The following is a 21674-nucleotide window of genomic DNA, read 5'->3' on the forward strand; positions in this document are numbered from 1 at the left end:
TTGTAAAAAGAAAAAATCAGTAAAATTTTTACTGACCTAGAAATGAAAAAAAGCCCGCCACCGAGAGGTGGCGGGACTTCTCGGTAACTTAATTAACCTTTAGTAAGGTCTTGTAAGCGGTATACATCCATTGGCAATTTGATTGCTAAAGCTTGGCATACTGCATCAGCACCGTTAAGGGTAGTTGTGTAATACACTTTACCTTGTAATGCAGAGCGACGGATCGAGAATGAATCTTCTTGAGCCTGTTTGCCTTCAGTTGTATTGATAATGAGGTGAACTTCGCCATTTTTCAAGCGGTCTACGATATTAGGACGGCCTTCAGTCACTTTGTTCACACGTTCACATTCAATACCAGCATCTTTAATCACATCATAAGTACCGCCAGTAGCGATGACTTTGAAGCCAAGATCTGTTAACTGTTTCGCAATACCAACAGCACGAGGCTTGTCAGAATGACGAACAGATAAGAATGCATGTTTAACTTCGCCTTCCGTTGGTAGGCCTGGTAAACGGTCATTAGAGCCTAACACAGCTTTATAGAACGCTTCACCAAATGTTTTACCTACACCCATCACTTCGCCTGTAGATTTCATCTCAGGGCCAAGAATTGGGTCAACACCAGGGAATTTGTTGAATGGGAACACTGCTTCTTTTACAGAGAAGTGTTCAGGAATAATCTCTGTAGTGAATCCTTGAGATTCTAAAGATTGACCAGCCATACAACGCGCAGCAACTTTCGCTAAAGATTCACCAATGCACTTAGATACGAATGGAACAGTACGTGATGCACGTGGGTTCACTTCTAGAATGTATACGTCAGTGCCTTTAACAGCAAACTGAACGTTCATTAAACCAATTACGCCAAGCTCTTTCGCCATAGCGATGGTTTGACGGCGCATTTCGTCCTGAACTTCTTTAGATAAAGAGTAAGGAGGAATAGAACATGCTGAGTCACCTGAGTGAATACCAGCTTGTTCGATGTGCTGCATGATACCGCCGATCACAACGTCTTTACCGTCAGATACGCAGTCTACGTCAACTTCGATTGCATCATCTAGGAAGTGGTCAAGAAGTACTGGCGCTTCGTTAGATGCTTGAACCGCATCACGTAAGTAACGTTTCAATTCTTCGTCGTTGTACACGATTTCCATCGCACGACCACCAAGTACATAAGATGGACGTACCACAAGTGGGTAGCCAACTTTTGCCGCTTCAGCCATACCTTCTTCAGCAGATTTTACGATGCTGTTGTTTGGTTGACGAAGTTGTAGACGTTGAATCATTTGTTGGAAACGTTCACGGTCTTCTGCACGGTCAATCGCGTCAGGTGATGTACCGATAATTGGCGCACCAGCTTCTTCTAAAGCACGAGCCAATTTAAGCGGAGTTTGACCGCCGTACTGAACGATAATGCCTTTAGGCTTCTCGATACGTACGATTTCAAGTACATCTTCCAAAGTGATTGGTTCGAAGTACAAACGATCTGATGTGTCGTAATCCGTAGAAACCGTTTCAGGGTTACAGTTCACCATGATAGTTTCATAACCGTCTTCACGCATTGCAAGGGCAGCGTGTACACAGCAGTAATCGAATTCGATACCTTGACCAATACGGTTAGGACCGCCACCGATGACCATGATCTTGTCGCGAGTAGACGGATTCGCTTCACATTCTTCATCGTAAGTTGAGTACATGTAAGCTGTATCAGATTCGAATTCAGCCGCACATGTATCTACACGTTTGTAAACAGGGGTCACGCCCAAGTTCCAACGGTGTTTACGGAATTGTTTTTGTGAAATACCCATCAATTTCGCAATACGAAGGTCAGATAAACCTTTGCGTTTGAACGAACGGATGTTGTCAGCGTTTAAGTCACCAAAACCTAAAGATTTGATTTTCTCTTCAGTTTTGATGATGTCTTCGATTTGGATCAAGAACCAACGGTCAATATTCGTCGCAGCGAACACTTCATCTAACGTGAAACCATGACGGAATGCATCGCCAACGTACCAAATACGCTCAGGACCAGGCACTTTAAGTTCTTGAAGGATTTTCTCTTTCGCACCTTCAGTACCCACTTCGATTTTTTCATCAAAGCCAGCAGCACCCACTTCAAGACCACGAAGCGCTTTTTGTACTGACTCTTGGAAGTTACGGCCAATTGCCATGACTTCACCCACAGATTTCATCTGTGTAGTTAAAGTTGCATCAGCTTGTGGGAATTTCTCGAAGTTGAAACGAGGAATCTTAGTCACAACATAGTCAATCGCAGGTTCGAATGATGCAGGAGTTGTACCGCCAGTGATGTCATTTTTCAATTCATCAAGGGTATAACCGACTGCCAATTTCGCTGCAATTTTTGCAATTGGGAAACCGGTTGCTTTAGATGCCAAAGCAGATGAACGAGAAACACGAGGGTTCATCTCGATCACAACCATACGGCCATCTTTCGGGTTAATACCGAACTGAACGTTCGAACCACCCGTTTCTACACCAATTTCACGAAGTACTGCTAAAGAGGCATTACGTAAAAGTTGGAATTCTTTGTCTGTTAATGTTTGTGCAGGGGCAACAGTGATTGAGTCACCTGTGTGCACGCCCATTGGGTCAAAGTTTTCAATGGTACATACAATGATACAGTTGTCGTTTTTGTCACGAACAACTTCCATTTCGTACTCTTTCCAACCAATCAATGATTCATCAATTAAAAGTTGGTGAGTAGGAGAAAGGTCGAAACCGCGTTCACAGATCTCGATAAATTCTTCTTTGTTGTATGCGATACCACCGCCTGAACCACCCATCGTAAATGATGGACGGATAATCACAGGGAAACCGAAGCGTGCTTGAATTTCTAACGCTTCTTCCATTGATTCAGCGATGTCAGCTTTTGGACATTCAAGACCAATTTTACGCATTGCTTGGTCGAAGAGTTTACGGTCTTCGGCTTTTTCAATTGCTTCTTTAGTCGCACCGATCAATTCAACATTGTATTTTTCTAAAATGCCATGCTCATCAAGGGCGAGGGCACAGTTCAATGCAGTTTGACCACCCATTGTTGGAAGAACTGCATCTGGGCGTTCTTTCTCAATGATCGCTGCAACAGTTTGCCACGTAATCGGTTCGATATACGTTGCATCTGCCATTGCAGGGTCAGTCATAATCGTTGCAGGGTTAGAGTTAACAAGAATAACTCGGTAACCTTCTTCACGAAGGGCTTTACATGCTTGCGCACCTGAGTAGTCAAACTCACATGCTTGACCGATCACAATCGGACCAGCACCAATAATTAAGATGCTTTTAATGTCTGTACGTTTAGCCATGATGCTTCCTTAATTACTTCTTAGATGCTTCGATAAGTTCGATGAAATGATCGAACAGTGGTGCGCAGTCATGTGGACCAGGGCTTGCTTCTGGGTGACCTTGGAAACTGAACGCAGGTTTGTCTGTACGATGAATCCCTTGAAGGGTTTGGTCGAACAGCGATTTGTGCGTTGCTTTCAAGTTTGCAGGAAGAGTTTCTGCATCCACTGCGAAGCCGTGGTTTTGAGAAGTAATCATCACTGTACCATTTTCTAAGTTTTGTACAGGATGGTTAGCACCGTGGTGACCGTGAGGCATTTTCACAGTTTTTGCACCTGATGCAAGTGCAAGAATTTGGTGACCTAAGCAAATACCGAATACAGGTACATAACGTGCGTCTTCTACAATTGTTTTTACAGCTTCAATTGCATAATCACATGCTGCTGGATCGCCGGGACCGTTCGATAAGAACACGCCATCTGGATTAAGAGCAAGTACATCAGCAGCAGGAGTTTGCGCAGGCACGACAGTCAATTTACAACCGCGGTCTGCGAGCATACGTAAGATGTTGGTTTTGACACCGTAATCGTATGCAACAACATGGAATTTAAGTTCTGGTTGAGCGAAACCTTTACCAAGCGCCCAAGAGCCTTCAGTCCACTCGAAACCGGTCGGATCACAGCATTCTTTTGCAAGGTCTAAACCATTAAGACCACCAAAAGCACGTGCTTTAGCTAACGCTTCTTCTTCAGTCGCGTTTTCACCAGCAAGGATACAACCGTTTTGCGCACCTTTTGATCGCAGAATACGCGTTAATTTACGAGTATCAATATCTGCGATAGCAACAACATTGTGTTGTTTAAGGTAATCACTTAGTGATTGCTCAGCACGGAAGTTGCTATGCAATAAAGGTAGGTCACGAATGATCAATCCGTTGGCCCATACTTTATGAATTCGACCTGACTCAGCGTCTTCATCATTACAACCTGTGTTACCGATATGTGGGTAAGTTAGGGTCACAAGTTGTTGTGCATAACTTGGGTCAGTCAAAATTTCTTGATAGCCAGTCATGGCAGTGTTGAAAACGACTTCACCAGTCGTACTACCCGATGCGCCAATTGAAGTACCTTTAAAAATAGTACCATCGGCAAGGGCTAAAATTGCTGGGGTGCTCAAACCAAAGCTCCTGAAATTTAGGCTGTAAAAAAGCGAGAAGACGAAAAAAAAGGAAGGCTGCTTAAAAACCTACCCTCCTTACATCTGCTCGCTTGAACTTAACACGGCATTATACGCAGAAAGCCACTGGAAGTCCATTGTAAATATTAGGAATAAAGCAGATAAAGCGCTTGCATTTTAGAATAAAGTTTGGTTTTGCAAAATCGTAGAAAAATGTAAGCAATTAATTATTGTCAGACAAATCATAAATTAAAATTTATCAATAAGCGCTATTGTGGTTCGGTCAGCAAAAACTATAGGTACAAAGTCATGGCAACACAACAAAAACAAACAGCGGCTAAATCCTCCCTGAAAGAAGTCGTTATCGAAGGTGCTGAAAAGCTTGAACAAGTTGCAAAAGAAGCGAGTGTCCAAGCCACAGAAGCGGTCACTGAAAGCAAAGAAAAGATCGGAGCAGAGGCAAAGCAGTTGAATGCTAGTGTGCAAGATCAATTGCGTCAGTTGAAGCAAGATGTGTTGAATAAACTTGATCAGCTAAAAGTTCAATTTGGTTCATCGCAAAAAGATTTTAGTGAACTCAAAGAATTTGTGAAAACTGAGTTTAATACGGTTATTGATGATCTTTCAAAACTTGGAAAAGAGCTGAAAGAAGATGTGACCCAAATTTCAGGAAAACACAAAGATCATCTAACAGAAACATTTAAGCGTTCTAAGGAACATACTTTAGAAGCGTGGAAAAAAGTTTCACCACTGAAAGCTGATGTTACGGATCAAACCACAGATCTTAAAAGTTAATTGTGAATGACATGAATTTTAAAACGCTTAAGTTAAATCTAGTCATTCCAAGGAGCTGGATTGGGTGAGAGCGAATTAAACATCAAGTTAGCACTATGCATAAGGGAGTCATTAATGGCTCCCTTATTGTGAATGGTACATTTAAGTCCAAAGCAGTTATTTAAAAATAGACAGGCAATAAAAAAACAAAAGATCGTACTTTTGCTTTTTATCGAAGATCAAAACATTAAAAATTTAGAACTGATGTAGCCAATCACGTTTGTTGTGAAAGTCAGCATTTGGACTACTATGCTGCATGGCATAGTACTGTTCACCTTGAGAGGTTTTCAGTACTGCAGTTAGACCAATATAGAGATCTTCCCATTTAAGTTTGTACTTCAGCATAAATTCTGTTAGATCAAGACTGACATTTAAGCCATAGTGCGTCCGTTTCAACTGATTCAGTTCAATATCGTAAGCAGCTTGTGGCGGCATATCTTCTGGATAGCGATATTCTTCAAACTGGTAAGCCTGCCAAGCTTGTGAAGGGGAGAGGTTGATTTCACGATAAAAGTCTTCATTGTGTACACCAATAAAAACTTCTAAGCAGGTCTGTTCCCACAAAAAATCGATTCGTGGGTGAGCTGATACCAATTCTGGCCATTGAATCAGTTGGTTTGGGTCTCGAATCCAATAACCCACATTTAAAGTATATGGGCTTTGTTGTTCGATAGCACCAACGACTGATACAGCCTGAAAGCGACGATCAAAAGCGCTGAGTTCGAAACTTGCCATAAATGATTAGTTAGACAGGTGTGCGTAGCGAACAAGGTTAGACAGTTTTGCATTTTGTTTTGCCGCTTTGCGGTAAATCAAAGCAATCTTACCAATCGTTTGAACAACTTCAGAACCTGAAACAGTCGCAATTTCAGTAATCATTGCAGCACGAGCTTCACGGTCTTCTGCCACAACTTTCACTTTAATTAACTCATGGTCGTTTAACGCACGGTTTAATTCTTCAACAACGCTTTCTGATAAGCCTTTGTCCGCAACCATTACAACTGGGTTTAGGGTGTGACCAATTTGACGTAAGCGTTTACGTTCTTGAATAGATAAAGCCGCCATAAATATAACCTAATTTTAAAAACGACCTAGTATAGCAAAATCAAAGTTGAAGCGCTGTATTTAATCGGCATTTTCTCGATGAAGATTATTGAAAAAAACATGATTTAAGCTGCTTTTTAGATACACATGTCTACTGCAAAAGTGCAGAATTTCACGTACAATCAAGACTGAGAAGTTTTTTTTATTTAGAGAGTTATGGCTACACGCATTACTAACCAGAAATTATCCAAAAGTAGTCGTGACTGGATGCGTGAGCATCTTGATGACCCCTTTGTGAAAAAAGCACAAAAGGAAGGATATCGTGCGCGTGCCGCTTATAAATTGCTTGAAATTCAAGAAAAATACAAATTGATCAAGCCTGGCATGACCGTTGTCGACTTAGGTGCTGCACCAGGTAGTTGGTCGCAAATTGCCGGTAAACTTGTTGGCGACAAAGGTTTGGTGATTGCTTCAGATATTTTACCCATGGATGCTTTACCCGATGTGACCTTCTTGCAAGGTGACTTTCGTGAACAAGAAGTGTTCGATGAATTGTTAAAAATTTTAGATGGACGTACTGTAGACGTTGTAATTTCAGATATGGCCCCCAATACATCAGGTAATAAGGCTGTAGATCAACCGCGTCAGATCTATCTTTGTGAATTAGCAATCGACTTTGCTCAAAAGGTTCTTGGACCAAATGGACAATTTGTTGTTAAAGTGTTCCAAGGTGTTGGATTTGATGAATACCGTAAGCAAGTTGTAGACACATTTGATGTGCTGAAAACAGCAAAACCGGCGGCTTCACGTGCTCGATCTAAAGAAGTGTTTTTAATCGGGCAGGGACGTAAGAAAGCTTTCAAGTAAAGTTTACTTGCCAACTCGTTAAAAATTGTGCATTTTGTACGTTTTTAAATTATTGCGAAGCTACTCTGCAGCGTAAGTATTAGAGTCACCCATGTAAATGGGATTGAACGAATTAGATAGAAATGGGAATAAAGCTTTGAGCGATCTTTTTAAGAATGCCGTGTTGTGGCTGGTTATCCTAGGCGTGCTGGTTTTAATCTTCAGCAACGTCAGTGACCGCAATCAACCGACCGCGATGAACTATTCTGAGTTCGTGGCAGCCGTAAATGCGGGTCAGATTAAACAAGTCACCATTGATGGCGAAAGAATTCGTGGCGAAAAATCAAACGGTTCTGAGTTTGAAAGTATCCGTCCTGCGGTTCAAGATCCTGAACTTATGCCGAACCTAATCAAGAACAATGTTGTTGTTGAAGGTACAGCGCCACAGCGTCAAAGTATTTTGATGCAACTTCTGATTGCAAGTTTCCCTGTTCTTTTAATCATTCTGTTATTCATGTTCTTTATGCGCAACATGGGTGGTGGAGCTGGTGGTAAGAATGGCCCAATGAGTTTTGGTAAGTCAAAAGCAAAAATGCTTTCTGAAGACCAAATCAAAGTGACATTTACTGATGTTGCGGGCTGTGATGAAGCTAAACAAGAAGTTGTTGAAATCGTTGACTTCCTAAAAGATCCATCTAAGTTCAAACGACTTGGTGCAAGCATTCCGAAAGGTGTGCTTATGGTTGGTCCTCCGGGTACAGGTAAAACTTTACTTGCTAAAGCGATTGCGGGTGAAGCGAAAGTACCGTTCTTTAGTATTTCGGGTTCTGACTTTGTTGAAATGTTCGTGGGTGTGGGTGCGTCTCGTGTCCGTGACATGTTTGAACAAGCAAAGCGTCATGCACCATGTATCATTTTCATCGATGAGATCGATGCCGTTGGTCGTCACCGTGGTTCAGGTACAGGTGGTGGTAATGATGAGCGTGAGCAAACATTAAACCAAATGTTGGTTGAAATGGATGGCTTTGAAGGCAACGAAGGTATTATCGTCATTGCTGCAACAAACCGTGCTGACGTATTGGATAAAGCTTTACTTCGTCCGGGTCGTTTTGACCGTCAAGTGATGGTGTCTCTACCTGATATTAAAGGTCGTGAGCAAATCCTGAATGTACATTTGAAAAAATTACCTTCTGTGACTGGTGTAGATGTCAAAGTCTTAGCACGTGGTACACCGGGCTTCTCGGGTGCTCAGTTGGCTAACCTTGTAAACGAAGCGGCACTGTTTGCTGCACGTCGTAACAAGAATACAGTCGATATGCATGACTTTGAAGATGCGAAAGATAAGCTTTACATGGGTCCTGAACGTAAATCGATGGTGATTCGTGAAGAAGAACGTCGTGCGACGGCTTATCATGAAGCAGGTCATGCAATTGTTGCTGAAATATTGCCGGGTACAGACCCTGTGCATAAAGTGACAATCATGCCGCGTGGTTGGGCATTGGGTGTGACTTGGCAGTTGCCTGAACATGACCAAACCAGCCATTACAAAGACAAAATGTTGAATGAACTTTCAATTTTGTTTGGTGGTCGTATTGCAGAAGAAGTCTTCATTAACCAAATGTCGACTGGTGCTTCAAATGACTTTGAACGTGCAACGAAAATGGCACGAGCAATGGTTACTAAATACGGTATGTCCGATAAAATGGGCGTCATGGTTTATGAAGATGATTCACAGCAGTCATTCATGGGTGGTTTAGGAAGTCGTGTGATTTCTGAAGCAACGCAGCTTGAAGTTGACCGTGAAGTTCGCCGCATTTTAGATGAACAATATAAAGTTGCACGCGATATTCTTGAAAATAACAAAGATATCGCACATGCCATGGTGAAAGCATTGCTTGAATGGGAAACCATTGATCGTGATCAAATCCGTGACATTATGGAAGGTCGTGAACCTCAACCACCAAAAGTGTACATCGCTGAAAATCCAGTGATTGATGTTACACCAACGGATGGTCCAGATGTTCCACCACCATTACCGTCATTGCCAAAAGCATAAAATTTTAAAACCACCTTCGGGTGGTTTTTTTATATGAAAATAAATGCATGTGAGCGCAATGCTGAGCAAACTTAGCGTTAAAATAAGCGCAGCAAAATCTGGGATGTGTACTATGAAGTTGGTGTCTTTGCCTAATAAAATTTTAAACTGTGGTAATTTGCAATTAGATTTGTCAGAGCCACATGTGATGGGGATTTTAAATGTCACACCGGACTCTTTTAGTGATGGTGGCAAACATAATGGTAAAGACCAAGCTATAGCACATGCCTTACAAATGATAGTGGATGGCGCGACAGTGATTGATGTCGGTGGTGAGTCAACACGTCCGGGTGCATCTGTTGTTGAGGTTGAAGAAGAAATTCGAAGAGTCGTACCCGTCGTTGAAGCCTTATCCAAACACAATGTGGTGATTTCTATCGATACCTCGCAACCTGAGGTGATTGAGGCAGCGGTTCAAGCAGGTGCGCATATCTGGAATGATGTACGTGCATTAACTCGGCCGAATGCCTTAGAAACCGCTGCAAAACTGGATATTCCAGTGATCATTATGCATATGCGTGGAGAACCCACCACGATGAATAATCTAGATCAGTATCAAGATGTCGTTGCTGACGTCATCGATGAATTAAAGCAACGTGTGCAAGATGCATTGGACGCAGGCGTCCGTGCAGAAAATATTATGATTGATCCGGGTTTTGGTTTTGCTAAAAATGCGCAGCAAAACTTAAAGCTTTTACAGCAATTCTATCAATTGAATAACATGGGCTATCCGATCCTGTCTGCATTATCACGTAAGCGTTTTATCGGTGAAGCACTTGGCGGTGCAGATGCACAAAATCGCGCTGTAGGCTCGGTTGCAGCGCATTTACTCAGCATTCAACAAGGTGCATGTATGGTTCGCGCACATGATGTCAAAGCGACGGTAAATGCGATTCGTGTTTGGCAAGCCATGCAGAATGCAGTGTGATTTGAAAATACTGAATCCCAATAAATTTGGTGAATTGTAGTATTTGTGTTATATAAGCGCCCTGAATGTTTTGTGATAGAGTTTCGTATGTTTGCAGATTTACTGCTACCCATGTTTGATGATGAATATTACCCAGATGTGTTGGTTGCAGAGGTGAAGTTATTGGTTGTTCAATTTGCGAAGAAAATCGCAAAAGCAGATCTAAGTTCAACTGATATCTACCATTTTGCCAATGAAACGGTAGCACAGCTCAATAAGATGAAACCTCAATTTGAAGATTTAGATTCGTCTTTGGATGATACGGCTGCAGATTATATTGCAGAAGCCATGATGATGGTGCTGCAAGACGAAGGCCATATGGATATTGAAATGGAAGAGTTAGTTGCTAACCGAGAATGGTAATTGAACTTTAAAAAAAGCCCTGTAGTGACAGGGCTTTTTTGTGTCTAGGGATTTAAAAAATTATTTAGCTTTGTCTATAAAATCTTTAAACGATGATTTGATCGATGCTGATAGTTTCTGTTCTTCTTGCATGGCTTGTAAGTGTAGGGCGTAGAAATACGTTTGATGCTCTTTTTGTTTTAAGGATTGTTGATAAGACCAAAATGCCAGTTGGCGAAGCTTTTGTAGTTTTACTCGTTCAATGGCACTGCTATCACGTTTATAAAACAATTCAGTAAATACACATAAAAAAAGACTGAAAAAAAGTCCACAGAGACTGATGAGGTTTAATACATCTGTTTGTAGATATTTAAAGTTAGTAGCGAGGATAAGTGTGAATCCCCCAAGGAGATACAGCTGTATTTGCAGACGTTGAACTGCAAACTTACTGCTAAAACGTGCTTGATAATGTGCATACCAAACATAGCAATAGATCAAAGGAAGAATAATCAATACACCAAGATTGAACGCCATTTTGGGGGCGTGAATTGAAAGTGCCGTTGAAAGTATATGCCCAAGTGCGGCGCTGCCAAGTGAGATAAAAAGTATCAGGCAAAAGCTAAAGATTAAAACGGGTGCAGTGGGCGTTAGATTGATAATTTTGAAATGCGCAAACAGCAGCCGTTGATAAAAGGCATCGGGATGCTTGAGTTGTAGTGTAGGGAGATCAAAATCTGAAGATATTGGCATTGAATAATAATAGATTTATAAATTTTAGGCATAAAAAAACCAGCAAATTGCTGGATCTTTTATTGCACCAATCTTAAAAGTATAAGAATGGTGCCCGAGGCCAGACTCGAACTGGCACGCTTTGTGGGCGGGGGATTTTAAATCCCCTGTGTCTACCGATTTCACCACTCGGGCATGTGCGCAATAATAGAGGACGAAATGGACCTTGGCAAGTGTATTTGATGGTGTTTGTTTTAAAATCAATCAATTCATGCATATAAGTTGAAAATATTCAAAAATATTGATGTATTGAATGACATTTTGAGCAGTGAATTAAAGTTTTTTTCACTACACCAAAGTCAACTTATTTCATTAACTCATCAAGATAATGTTCAACATTTTGGTGCTTTAGCTTTTTACATAGCTGATTTTCCTGATGTAGCATTTGTATGTGCAAATTTTGGAACTGTGTAAAGCGCTCAGATAACTGTTTATGATTTGCTTGATTTGGATTGCTGAGTGTTAAACGTAATTTTGCTTTAAGCATTTGTTTATACGACCAATAAGCAATACGACGTGTCTCTTGCAGAAAATAGTATTCTTGCGTGTTACTTCCACCTTTGAATAGATTTTCTTTATAAAAACGCACAAAGCCGAAACTCATGGCGAAAAAGAACAATACAGATTGAACGAAGGTGCTTTGTAAAAAGGCGATATTGAGTAATTGTAATAAAATCACGATCGCAAGTCTGAACGGCGTATTCTTCAAACTTTGATACAGGGACATTGAACTGTGTTTGATTTGCTTGATGACTAAGGGCACAACCAGCATGAAAAACAGCATAATACTCAGTACAGCAATACCATGAGCTCGAAACTCACTCATATCAGGAAAATACAGTTGCACTGCATGACCAATACTCATGCTCAAAGAAATAAAAATCATCGCCGCCAAAACCCAAGGAATAAGTTCTTTGAGTTCGTCTAAAATGCCTTGAGTTTTCAGTTGGCTATAAAATAAATAATTATGTTTAAAGGCTGCTGGATATTGCTGTTTCAGTTGTTGAAGGTAAAGCGCAGCCTGTTTCTTTTGAGCCATATTGTGACGTTAATATTAAAGCGTGAAAGTAATATAGTTGATTTCGATATTTTTGACAGAATTTTTTTTCTAAATCATGTTGTATATCTGAACATTATAAGAGAAAACGCAATTTCTATAGCGAAGGTCGCAGTTTTCACGCTGCTTTTATGCGAAAATACATACTTATTGAATATTAAGTTTTTATAGGCAGTTTATGACTGATCATTCTCCTGAAACATTAAGCGATATCGAAATTCTAGACATTCTTCAGTCGATGAAATCAGATGTTTTAAATACTGAAGCAAATGAAGTGATTCGTAGTGGGGGGAAAGCTGGTCGTCAAGAGGCTCATAAACAAGCTTTGGTGAAATTAAATCAAGCATTTGAAGATAAATTTGTTGAAGCTGTGACTTTGGCTTTAGGCTTAAATGAAGGCCAAAGTAAAAAAATTCGCTATAAGAAAGACCGTATCCGTATTTTGAAAGTTCGTGGTATCGATTATTTAGCGATTGATGGTGCTGAAACTGCACAAGTATTGTCACAAGTTGCACAAGCAATTGTACGTGAAGACGCAACGGTGACTCATGACCTGCATAATATTTTCCCATTTTGGAAAGAAGGCTGGCCAATGGTGCAATTCGACAATGTCTATAAAATTTTAGAAGATGACATTCGTATTCATTATGAAGCTGTTCTAGAAGCATTAATTTCAAAGCATTAATCACTACAAATGAACCTGTGAGTGTAAAACACTGGCTAGTTCAGTAATGTTAAGCATAAAAAAAGCACCATCAGGTGCTTTTTTTATCTTTAACTTTTTAAGTTAAGCTCGAATAAAACGGAAACATTCCAAAGATTAGACCCGCTGCTAACATGACAAAACACGTGATTACAGCCCAGATAATGGTAAATTTCTGATGTTGTCCAAACTCGATACCTGCAAGTCCACAGAGTAAATAGGTCGAAGGAACAAGCGGAGAGAGTAGGTGTACAGGTTGCCCTACGATGGAGGCACGTGCCATTTCTACAGGTGCAATTCCATAATGAGCGGCAGCATCGGAAAGAATCGGCAAAACCCCAAAATAGAAAGCATCATTCGACATAAAGAAAGTCATCGGCATACTGATGACAGCGGTGATCGGTGCTAAATAGGGGCCCATACTTTCAGGGATAATTGCCACAAGTTCTTTGGACATGGCTTCTACCATACCTGTTCCAGCTAAAATACCGGTAAAAATACCTGCAGCAAAAATAATACCGACCACGTTTAAAGCACTACCTGCATGATGTGCGATTAACTTTTTTTGCAAGTCGACATTTTTGTAGTTGACGACTAGCGCAATACACAAAGCCACCATGAATAAAATAGGCATAGGTAAAATACTGAAAACCAGACAAATCATCAAAATGACGGTTAACAGTGCATTGAACCAACGTAGATCTGCGCGGTTGGCTTCTGGATTATCTGAGATTTGAATGTTTTCACCATGACTGATATCCAATTGGACAATTCCCAGACGCTTTCTTTCCATTCGACCATACATCGTTCCTAAGAAGTACAACCAGCCGATGGCAAATAACATCGGTAAAACCATCGGAACAAATACATCACTTGGGTCGACATGAAGCGCGCTGGCGGCGCGGGCAGTAGGCCCACCCCAAGGTGTAAGATTCATAATGCCGCTAGAGAGCATAATCAAACATGCCATAATCAATGGGCTCATACCTAAGCGCTTATAGAGTGGCAGCATGGCCGCAACACAGATCATATAGGTTGTAGAACCATCTCCATCCAAAGAGACAATTAACGTCAGGGTAATGGTTCCAAGGACAACTTTTAAGGGATCACCTTTGACCATTTTTAAAATAAATTTCACCGAAGGGTCGAACAAACCTGTATCAATCATGATGGCAAAATACAGAATCGCAAAAAGCAGCATGATGCCAGTCGGTGCAAGTTTTTTTACACCTTCAATCATCATGTCGCCAATTTCATTTATTTGTATGTGTGACAAGCTGTCAAAATAAAAACCAAGTAACCACGCAATCAAGGCAAAAAGTAGGGGAATTAAAGTCAGTGCGACAAGTGGGCTTAAGCGTTTCGACATGATCAAATACATAAAGCACAAGATCATGCCCAAACCGAGTACGGTTAACATGGTTCATTCCTTTGAAATATAAAGCTGTTTTTAAATCCAGGGGCAGAGCATAAAGAGAAATTTCATCAGTCAAAACAAAGGTGAGAAAATGTGAAATACATCACTATTTTGATGAAAAATAGTCATTAATAATGAAGGTATTAGGGAAGCGGGATTTTTTGATTTATTTTAATTTTTATTCAAAAAAAATGGTCTGTTTACATATATTCAACATCTGTAGAGAACTGTAAGTGCGTGTAGATCCAGTTTGATCACAATAAGTGCGCTTAAGCAAAAATAGACAGTAGGGTCCGAATCGGCCAACTAAAAAATCGGAACCAAAAAATTAAGGGATTATAAAAGAACAGACCAAAACGCATGATTTCGTCATATTGTTGTCGACCGCGTTCATAAGGATAAGGCGTTAAAAACCAAGCAGTGACGATCAGTGCAACACCGAGCAATAGAAATAAAGGTTGTGGATGAGCTTTGAAAAAATAATAGATCAGATAAGCCCCAGTATAAAAACTAAAGCAAGTCAAAATCGCTTTAAGTGAAAAAGACATCTTCGTATTCCATCGTATTTATATTTTATTGTTTTAGAAAAAAGAAGAATCGAATTAATCCGATTCTTCTGGTGTATCAAGTTCAGTTTCAGCCTGTTGTAAGCGGGTCACTAATAATTGGTCAATTTTAAAGTGGTCTACATCCACAACTTCAAATTTGTAGCCATGATAAGTAACAAAGTCCGCTGGACGTGGAATTTTACGTAGTTTAAACATCATAAAGCCCGCAAGGGTTTCATAGTTTTCTTCATCGGGCATTTCATCTAAAGCGAGGGCATGCTTTAAATCTTCAATTGGTGTACTGCCATCGATAAGCCAAGAATCTGCATCACGTTTAATAATTTGTTGTTCTGCTTCAATCGGTGTTACCCAGTCGCCCATCACGGTAATCATAATGTCGGAGAGGGTAATAACGCCGACAACCAACGCGTATTCGTTAATTACTACGGCAAATTTTTCTTTGGTTGAACGAAAGCGATCGAGTAATTCAGACAGTGTTAATGTATCTGGAATCGTGAGGACATTACGAATAGTATTTTCATTGAGCTGTAGAAGTGACTGATTGTTGAGGATACGAACCAAAATATCTTTGGCATCCACATAGCCAATCACGTCATCAATATTTTCACTACAGACCAAAAACTTCGAATATGGAAATTCAGCGAGTTTTTGACGAATACTGGCTTCTGATTCTTTTAGGGTAAAGTACACCACGTTTTCACGTGTAGTCATACTTGAAGGGACGTTACGTTCTTCCAGCTCAAATACGTTTTCAATAAAGTGGTGTTCTTGCTTTTGTAGTACACCAGCTTGAGCACCGGCATCCATCACGGCTGAAATATCGTCAAAGGTAATATTGTCATCACGTGTTGTATTCACTTTAAATAAACGAAACAACAAATTGGCAATGGCATTAATCACCCACGCCATTGGCTTACACACTTTAATAAAGATTTGAATCGGGTCAACAACAGCAACGGCAATTTTTTCAGGTGCGATCATCGCCAAACGTTTTGGCATCAGATCAGCAAATAGAATGAATAAGGAGGTGACTAAAGTAAACGACAGGGTGAAACCGATAGTTTCAGTCCACGGGCCCTGATAAAAACGAGTGACTAAGCTAATGAAATAAGGACGAAAAGCACCTTCACCCAAAATACCGCCAAGAATTGCCACGGCATTTAAGCCAATTTGTGATGCGGCGAAAAAGTCTGCTGAGTTGGCTTGTAAGTCAAGCACACGTTGTGCACGTGAATCTCCAGATTCAGCCAAAATTTTAAGTTTTACTTTTCGTGCACCCGCAAGGGCAATTTCTGTTAGTGAAAGAAAACCCGCACCGACGATCAGGAGAATAATAATGACAATATTTTGGAAAAGGCTCACGAATACACCTGTTTGTGATTCATTCTATTTTTCTGTATTTCTAACACAAAAATGGGCAAGGTAGTAGTCTTAACTACTACCTATATAGTGACAGTATACGTTTGAATTAATAAGGAATTAAAGAATTAATTACTGATACTGTGAAAACTGAGAGTTATTCATTAAGTATTCGCGGTTTTCTTCTTCAATCATTTGACGTGCAACATACAAGATAAGTTGACGTAACCAGCGATGAGCGGGGTGATGATGAAGTAATGGACACCAAGCCATTTTTAATTCAAATTCAGGAATATAGAATGGTGGATCACGAAGTAACAGGTTTTGACTTTTGGCTTGAAGTCGAGCAATGCGGCTTGGCAGAGTTGCAACCAAGTCAACATTCGATGCCAATAAGCCCGGCATTTGATAATGACGGGTGAAAACTGAAATTTTACGTTTTTGGCCAATACGTTCTAAGGCTTGATCAATCCAACCTAGACCCGCTTGTTTTTCTGGGTTGACACCAAAACCGACACCCATACCTGTTTTAGACACCCAAATGTGTTGTGCATCCAGATAGCTTTTCAGGTTTAAATTATTTGCAGCAGGATGCTTGGCATTTAAAAGGCATGAAAAACTGTCACGCCAGACCAAAACTTGGTGGAAACTTTGCGGAATTTCATTAAAGCGGTTAATCGCCAAGTCGACTTTACCTTGTTCCATATCTCGATAAGACACATCACTAGGCGTTAAAAAATCGAGAACCACATTGGGTGCTTCTGAGCGCAAAGCTTTTACTAGGCGCGGCACCAGTGTTGCTTCAGCATAATCTGAAGTCATGATGCGGAAGACACGATTTGAGGTGTAAGGGCGGAACTCGGTACGGGGTTCCAAAATCATCGAAAGGTCAGAAAGTGCATCACGGATACGTGGCTGTAATTCAAGCGCACGTTCTGTAGGTGTCATACCTTCTGAAGAACGAATAAGAAGTGGATCATTAAATAAGTTGCGTAGACGACGTAAAATATTACTCATCGCGGGCTGAGTTACACCCAGTTGCTCGGCAGCACGAGTCACATTTTTTTCACGAAGAAGTACATCAAGATAAATTAATAGATTGAGATCGACCCGCTCCAGATTCATAAAATAAATACCGACAATAAAATCATGAAATTTATCTGATTATGCCATAACTACTAAGGCTTGTGTAAAAAATGGATGAAAAAATGACGTGTACTATTGTACTAAAATTCGGCAGTTTTAAGACAAATTTGCTGAAGCGACAGCACATATTTCTTAAACACTTATTACCCGTTTAGAACGATATTTTTAAATAAATATAATAAAAATACGGAGCAATTTTGTTTATGTGATGCGATGTTCATAAAACAAAAAAATTAGATGAAATATCTCATTTACATGATCATTTGAGGACGGAATAACCATGCATTTAGTTTGGTAAGTTTGGGCAAAAATGGCGTAAAAAATGCTGTTTTTTTTAAAAGTGAATGCTCAGTCGACTTAAGTCTAATGAAGAATAATTCATCAAAATGTTTGAAAAATAGACAAAAAAATTAGCAAAATATATTAATAAAAGTATTTAAATACAAATGCTTGCAAATATTGGTTAATTATTATAATACGACTTTAATCTACATATTTTTTAAATAAATACTGAAAATTAATGCAGAATATTGGATTAATTTTTTTAGTCAATCTACTCTGTGTCTATCGCAACGAAGTGTTCTAAATCTGAACAATCATTCGAGGGTATGATTTTAGCCTTACGTTGCAGAAAAATCCTAATATTATTACAGGAACATATCATGTCTACATACTTAACAGCGATTGATGCAATCCGTGAATTAAAAGCAAAATTCGGAAGCACTTGGCGCGATATTAGCCCAGAAGATGCTGCACGTATGCAAATGCAAAACCGTTTCAAAACTGGTTTAGACATTGCGAAATATACAGCTGCAATTATGCGTCGTGATATGGCTGCTTATGATGCTGATTCTAGCAAATACACTCAATCATTAGGTTGCTGGCACGGTTTTATCGCACAACAAAAAATGATTGCGAACAAAAAATACTTCGGTACAACTGAACGTCGTTATATCTACCTTTCTGGTTGGATGGTTGCAGCTCTTCGTTCAGAATTTGGTCCACTTCCTGACCAATCTATGCACGAAAAAACTTCAGTTCCTGCATTGATCGAAGAAATCTACACTTTCCTTCGCCAAGCTGATGCGAAAGAATTAAACGACTTATTCCGTGCGCTTAAAAAAGCAAACGAAGCAGGTGATACTGCTAAAGCTGCAGAAATCACTGCTCAAATCGACAACTTCCAAACTCACGTTGTGCCAATTATTGCGGACATCGACGCTGGTTTCGGTAACGAAGAAGCGACTTACTTACTAGCTAAGAAAATGATCGAAGCGGGTGCTTGTGCACTACAAATCGAAAACCAAGTATCTGACGCTAAACAATGTGGTCACCAAGCTGGTAAAGTTACAGTTCCACACGAAGACTTCATCGCGAAAATCCACGCTCTTCGCTATGCATTCTTAGAAATGGGTCTTGATGACGGTATCATCGTTGCTCGTACTGACTCTGAAGGCGCTGACTTGACTCAAAAAATCCCAGTGGTTAAAGAGCCAGGCGACATCGCTTCTCAATACATCAGCTACTTAGACACAACTGAAATTGACATTTCAGAAGCTCAAGAAGACGAAATCCTAATCAAGCGTAACGGTAAACTTCACCGTCCAAAACGTCTTGCTTCTGGCTTGTACCAGTTCCGTCCAGACACGCAAATCGACCGCGTTGTACTTGACTGTGTATCTAGCCTTCAAAATGGTGCTGACCTTCTTTGGATCGAAACTGCGACTCCAAACGTTGAAGAAATTGCTCACATGGTTAACCGTGTACGTGAAGTTGTTCCAAATGCGAAACTTGTTTATAACAACTCTCCATCATTCAACTGGACATTAAACTTCCGTCAACAAGCGTACGATCGTTGGGTTGCTGAAGGTAAAGACGTATCTGCATACGACCGCGCTAAATTAATGAGCGCTGAGTACGATAACTCTGAATTAGCTGCTGAAGCTGACGAAAAAGTTCGTACATTCCAAGCAGATGCTTCTCGTGAAGCGGGTGTGTTCCATCACTTAATTACACTTCCGACTTACCACACAGCTGCGCTTTCTACACATGAACTTGCTCAAGGTTACTTCGGTTCTGAAGGTATGTTGGCTTATGTTGCTGGCGTACAACGTAAAGAAATCCGCGGTGGTATTGCATGTGTGAAACACCAAGCAATGGCTGGTTCAGACATCGGTGACGACCACAAAGAAATCTTCGCTGGTGACAACGCGCTTAAAGCGGGTGACGATGCGAAAAACACAATGAACCAATTCGCTGCTCACTAAGCATTGAACTGATTCGAAAAAAGCCCAGCGAAAGCTGGGTTTTTTTATGGCTTTAAAATCTTCTTAAATCCATTTATTGAAGTGTGTCGATATAAAAAAGCAGGGCATAACCCTGCAAATATAATGAGACCCCCTTTATTTAAGGCAAAAGGATAATTGACCAAGTAAAAAAAATAATTGCTAAAGCGACAAATTGAGCTGCACTTCCCATATCTTTGGCAATTTTAGAAAGTGGATGCTTGTCTAAAGATACCCGGTCGACCACGGCTTCAATAGCAGAATTGAATAACTCAACAATTAAGGCAAATAAACACACCACTACCATAAGGACATGTTCAACACGACTCACATCGAGTAAGCAACTGGTGGGAATAAGCACAATATTCATCCAGACAATTTGTCGAAATGCAGCTTCATTTTGATAAGCAGCTTTGAATCCGTCGAGGGAATATTGCGTTGCATTAAAAATTCGTTTAAGTCCAGATTTACCTTTAAACGGGGAAATTTCACTCATAGTACTGTACAGACGTATAGATTTAAAAACTGGCGAAAATATAGCATGCCAAGCTTAAAGTTTTCTTGCATTCAGCTTTTATTTTATTAGGCTTAAAAGTTTAGGATGATTTACATGTGCCTGTATCAAGTTAGTGCTATGTTTATCCAGTATGAGACTTAAAATTTGCCTGAATTTCAGGCACAATAAAGGCGTTTAAAATTTTTAATTTTGAAGCCTTTGCTTCATTGCATGAAATAATAAAAGTGATATAGGTCAACAATGAAAAATTTTAGTTTTGCTGTGCTTGCAGCAACACTTTTAACCAGCCAGTTTGTCAGTGCAGAGCCGGCAGTTATTCAAACGGAAATCAAAACGAATGTGACACAGCCCATGGGATTTTATCCTTTCCAAGTGGGTGCATATAAAGTCATTGCTTTAAAAGATGGGACACTCGAATTAAGTCCTGATTTGTTTAAACAAAATTTAACTCCAGAAGAAGTCAGTGCTTTATTCCAAAAGCTTGCGGTTGATCAGAGCAAAGGCATACAAACCAGTGTCAATGCCTATCTGATTGATGATGGACAAGGCGGCATCAGTCTTGTTGATAGTGGTGCAGCCAGTTGTTTTGGACCAAACTTAGGTTCTATTGCACAAAATATTGAAGCGGCCGGCTATAAGCTTAATCGTGTACGCAGTGTTTTCTTAACCCATTTACATCCAGATCATGCATGTGGCATTGCGAAACAAGGCAAGGCCGTGTTTCCAAATGCAACGGTCTACGTCAATGAGCAAGAAAGTCAGTATTGGTTAAGTGAAAATACCGTCGACACTTTGGCTGCTGAAAAACGTGAAGGTTATTTAGCGACCGTTGCAAAAATTAAAGCTGCGATTGCGCCTTATCAAACTATGCGAAGTTTTAAGACCTTTAGCGTTGGTTCGGTGATTAATGGCTTAGAAGTACTACCGAGTGTTGGGCATACACCAGGGCATTATTCTTTTATCTTAAAGTCGCAAGCTAAAAGTTTTGCTATCCTCGGGGATGTGGTTCATTCGTATCATTTACAGTTTGAACAACCCAAGTTATCTGTTGATTTTGATGTCGATCCGGTCAAAGCCAGTGAAACTCGTTTAGCAATTTTTAAACGTTTTGCTCAAGAGCAAACCTTCGTTGCATTTGCACATTTACCATTTCCGGGTATTGGTAAAATTAGTGAAATGAATGATGGTCAGTTCCGTTGGAACCCGCTAAATTTAGCTCCGACAG

At 40.3% G+C, this 21674-nt stretch carries 19 protein-coding genes and 1 tRNA gene; 8 read left to right on the forward strand and 12 right to left on the reverse strand.

Annotated elements, in window-relative coordinates; all coding sequences use genetic code 11:
- Nucleotides 1–92 precede the first annotated feature (92 nt).
- Nucleotides 93–3323, reverse strand: coding sequence for a carbamoyl-phosphate synthase large subunit (gene carB / locus FTT92_RS01455; protein ID WP_078192163.1), 3231 nt, complete (start codon nt 3321–3323; stop codon nt 93–95).
- A 13-nt stretch (nt 3324–3336) separates the two neighbouring features.
- Nucleotides 3337–4479, reverse strand: coding sequence for a glutamine-hydrolyzing carbamoyl-phosphate synthase small subunit (gene carA / locus FTT92_RS01460; protein ID WP_180171237.1), 1143 nt, complete (start codon nt 4477–4479; stop codon nt 3337–3339).
- A 309-nt stretch (nt 4480–4788) separates the two neighbouring features.
- Between carA and FTT92_RS01465 the strand changes: the two genes are divergently transcribed.
- Entirely contained in the window at nt 4789–5274 is a 486-nt protein-coding gene (locus tag FTT92_RS01465) for a hypothetical protein (RefSeq protein WP_180023242.1), read from the forward strand.
- 234 nt (nt 5275–5508) lie between these two features.
- Here the strand turns inward: FTT92_RS01465 and FTT92_RS01470 are convergent, their stop codons facing one another.
- Nucleotides 5509–6048 (reverse strand): DOMON-like domain-containing protein, encoded by a 540-nt coding sequence (locus tag FTT92_RS01470; protein ID WP_180005425.1) that lies wholly within the window; start codon nt 6046–6048, stop codon nt 5509–5511.
- A 6-nt stretch (nt 6049–6054) separates the two neighbouring features.
- Nucleotides 6055–6378 carry a YhbY family RNA-binding protein gene (locus tag FTT92_RS01475; RefSeq protein WP_078191340.1) on the reverse strand — a complete coding sequence of 108 codons (324 nt, stop codon included), beginning with the start codon at nt 6376–6378 and terminating at the stop codon, nt 6055–6057.
- A gap of 195 nt (nt 6379–6573) precedes the next feature.
- Between FTT92_RS01475 and rlmE the strand changes: the two genes are divergently transcribed.
- The 4 genes from rlmE to FTT92_RS01495 all read left to right on the forward strand — a co-directional run bounded on the left by rlmE (nt 6574) and on the right by FTT92_RS01495 (nt 10628).
- Nucleotides 6574–7224, forward strand: a complete 651-nt coding sequence (gene rlmE, locus FTT92_RS01480) for a 23S rRNA (uridine(2552)-2'-O)-methyltransferase RlmE (protein ID WP_078192159.1) — start codon at nt 6574–6576, stop codon at nt 7222–7224.
- 136 nt (nt 7225–7360) lie between these two features.
- A complete protein-coding gene (ftsH, locus tag FTT92_RS01485; protein ID WP_078191443.1) occupies nt 7361–9259 on the forward strand; it encodes an ATP-dependent zinc metalloprotease FtsH in 1899 nt (632 codons plus the stop codon).
- Nucleotides 9260–9371: 112 nt separating this feature from the next.
- On the forward strand, nt 9372–10226 hold the full coding sequence (folP, locus tag FTT92_RS01490; RefSeq protein ID WP_078192158.1) for a dihydropteroate synthase: 855 nt from the start codon (nt 9372–9374) through the stop codon (nt 10224–10226).
- 87 nt (nt 10227–10313) lie between these two features.
- Nucleotides 10314–10628, forward strand: a complete 315-nt coding sequence (locus tag FTT92_RS01495) for a DUF5713 family protein (protein ID WP_078191338.1) — start codon at nt 10314–10316, stop codon at nt 10626–10628.
- Nucleotides 10629–10688: 60 nt separating this feature from the next.
- Here FTT92_RS01495 and FTT92_RS01500 read toward each other — a convergent pair whose 3' ends face one another.
- From FTT92_RS01500 to FTT92_RS01510, 3 genes are all read right to left on the reverse strand, one after another.
- On the reverse strand, nt 10689–11357 hold the full coding sequence (locus tag FTT92_RS01500; RefSeq protein ID WP_180171238.1) for a hypothetical protein: 669 nt from the start codon (nt 11355–11357) through the stop codon (nt 10689–10691).
- Nucleotides 11358–11445: 88 nt separating this feature from the next.
- Nucleotides 11446–11531 (reverse strand) — tRNA-Leu (locus FTT92_RS01505).
- A gap of 169 nt (nt 11532–11700) precedes the next feature.
- Nucleotides 11701–12435: a hypothetical protein gene (locus tag FTT92_RS01510; RefSeq protein ID WP_180171239.1), complete on the reverse strand. Its 735-nt coding sequence runs from the start codon at nt 12433–12435 to the stop codon at nt 11701–11703.
- Nucleotides 12436–12631: 196 nt separating this feature from the next.
- On the opposite strand from FTT92_RS01510, the gene FTT92_RS01515 reads away from it, so the two are divergent.
- Nucleotides 12632–13138 carry a hypothetical protein gene (locus FTT92_RS01515; RefSeq protein WP_078191335.1) on the forward strand — a complete coding sequence of 169 codons (507 nt, stop codon included), beginning with the start codon at nt 12632–12634 and terminating at the stop codon, nt 13136–13138.
- Nucleotides 13139–13235: 97 nt separating this feature from the next.
- Here FTT92_RS01515 and FTT92_RS01520 read toward each other — a convergent pair whose 3' ends face one another.
- The 4 genes from FTT92_RS01520 to FTT92_RS01535 form a co-directional block, all read right to left on the reverse strand.
- The gene (locus tag FTT92_RS01520) at nt 13236–14576 is read right to left on the reverse strand and encodes a CitMHS family transporter (RefSeq protein ID WP_180171240.1); all 1341 of its coding nucleotides are present in this window, start codon (nt 14574–14576) and stop codon (nt 13236–13238) included.
- A gap of 266 nt (nt 14577–14842) precedes the next feature.
- Nucleotides 14843–15121, reverse strand: coding sequence for a hypothetical protein (locus FTT92_RS01525; RefSeq protein WP_180171241.1), 279 nt, complete (start codon nt 15119–15121; stop codon nt 14843–14845).
- 54 nt (nt 15122–15175) lie between these two features.
- Nucleotides 15176–16504, reverse strand: coding sequence for a hemolysin family protein (locus FTT92_RS01530; protein WP_078192153.1), 1329 nt, complete (start codon nt 16502–16504; stop codon nt 15176–15178).
- A gap of 129 nt (nt 16505–16633) precedes the next feature.
- Nucleotides 16634–17626 carry a LysR family transcriptional regulator gene (locus FTT92_RS01535; protein WP_078191331.1) on the reverse strand — a complete coding sequence of 331 codons (993 nt, stop codon included), beginning with the start codon at nt 17624–17626 and terminating at the stop codon, nt 16634–16636.
- A 683-nt stretch (nt 17627–18309) separates the two neighbouring features.
- Between FTT92_RS01535 and FTT92_RS01540 the strand changes: the two genes are divergently transcribed.
- Entirely contained in the window at nt 18310–19914 is a 1605-nt protein-coding gene (locus FTT92_RS01540) for an isocitrate lyase (protein WP_078192152.1), read from the forward strand.
- 139 nt (nt 19915–20053) lie between these two features.
- Here FTT92_RS01540 and FTT92_RS01545 read toward each other — a convergent pair whose 3' ends face one another.
- Complete coding sequence (locus tag FTT92_RS01545; protein WP_180171242.1) at nt 20054–20428, reverse strand: diacylglycerol kinase; 375 nt, start codon at nt 20426–20428, stop codon at nt 20054–20056.
- Between the two features lie 261 nt (nt 20429–20689).
- On the opposite strand from FTT92_RS01545, the gene FTT92_RS01550 reads away from it, so the two are divergent.
- The coding region (locus FTT92_RS01550; RefSeq protein ID WP_218951540.1) for an MBL fold metallo-hydrolase at nt 20690–21674 on the forward strand (985 nt) is incomplete at its 3' end.

The sequence above is a fragment of the Acinetobacter sp. YH12023 genome (assembly GCF_013420135.1).
Classification (GTDB): Bacteria; Pseudomonadota; Gammaproteobacteria; order Pseudomonadales; family Moraxellaceae; genus Acinetobacter; species Acinetobacter amyesii.